General features: G+C 49.8%; 2 protein-coding genes. One reads left to right on the forward strand and one right to left on the reverse strand.

Features of this window, described 5'->3' with window-relative positions:
• Positions 1–287: 287 nt before the first annotated feature.
• Positions 288–860, forward strand: a complete 573-nt coding sequence (locus Q0614_RS12350) for an NAD(P)H-dependent oxidoreductase (RefSeq protein WP_298789052.1) — start codon at positions 288–290, stop codon at positions 858–860.
• A gap of 264 nt (positions 861–1,124) precedes the next feature.
• Here Q0614_RS12350 and Q0614_RS12355 read toward each other — a convergent pair.
• Positions 1,125–1,308 (reverse strand): neutral zinc metallopeptidase (locus Q0614_RS12355; RefSeq protein ID WP_298789054.1); only part of this gene is annotated, 184 nt, incomplete at its 5' end.

A 1,308-nucleotide genomic window follows, 5' to 3' on the forward strand; every position in this document is an offset into this window, starting at 1 on the left:
GCAAAATTTTAAAGGTCTATAAAAGCGTCAAGGCAAAGGATCACGCCGCAAAGGTACTCGCAGATCTGCTAGCTGCGGGGAAGTAGAGCGCCAAGCTAGCGTTTTGAAATAGGGCCCCGGCGTATTTGGGCGCTAAATTTTAATATGAAATTTACTATGGAATTTCGGCGTCAAATTTTGCCTTAGAATTCCGCCGCTAATTTGAAAATTAAATTTTGAAGCGGAGCTATAACTGCGATTTTAGCGGCAAATTTTATCGCCCCAAAATAAAATTTTAAAGGAAAAATATGAAAAACTTAATCATTCTAGCTCATCCCGACATCGAAAATTCGCTCATAAACAAGCGGTTTTTGAAAGAGGCTGCCGCGCAAAGCTTCGCCGTGCGCGACCTGGCGTGCGAGTATCCTAGCGGCGAGATAGACGGCGAGCGCGAGCGCGCGATAATCAAAGCTCACGACGCCTTGGTGCTGCAATTTCCGCTGCATAATTTCTCCTCGCCCGCGATTTTAAAAAGCTGGATCGATGCGACAATGACGTATGGATTTGCCTACGGGCGCGCGAGCGAGGGCCTGCGCGGGCGTGCCGTGGCGCTGGCGGTGAGTGCGGGTATCAAGCGCGCCGACTACGCGCCTAGCGGGCGGTATCATTTCACGATGGAGCAGATTTTAGCGCCGTTCGAGCTCGCATTCCGCTACTATTTTCATGCCGACTGGCGTGGATTTTTCGCGTTTTACGGCGCCGAGGAGACGCCGGGCGTGAATTATCAAAGCAGCACCGAACAGATAGAAAAAGGCGCGGCGGAGTACGCGGAATTTTTAAGAAATTTAGGCGCAAAGAGCGGCGCGGGTAAAAAATTTTAAATTAAAACAAGTGTTTTGGCTGTAGCGGGTCTACTCGCATATATCTTGATAAAAATTTAGACCAAAAGGCAAGCCCTCGTTTTAGAGCTAAATTTTAAAATTTAAACCGCTCTTGATCTGGCTCGCAAGCTAGCTCAAAGCCTGCGCCTTACGACTCAAGCGCTAGACGGCAGTTTTGTAGACAAATTTGCAACGGCGCAGAAAAGGATCTCGCACTGCGCCCAAACACGAGATGGCAGAATTTACGAACTTGGAGTATGCATTTTACGGTTCAAACGAGCAAGCTTTTAGGTTTCCGCCCGTTAAGCCCTTTTTAAACCACTCTTTGCGCTGCGCCGAGGTGCCGTGCGTGAAGGAATCGGGCACGACGCGACCGCTAAATTTGCGCTGCAACGTATCGTCGCCGATCGCGCTGGCGGCATTTAGCGCCTCGTCGATATCGCCCGCC

Origin of the sequence: uncultured Campylobacter sp. (genome assembly GCF_937997595.1) — a bacterium.
GTDB lineage: Bacteria > Campylobacterota > Campylobacteria > Campylobacterales > Campylobacteraceae > Campylobacter_B.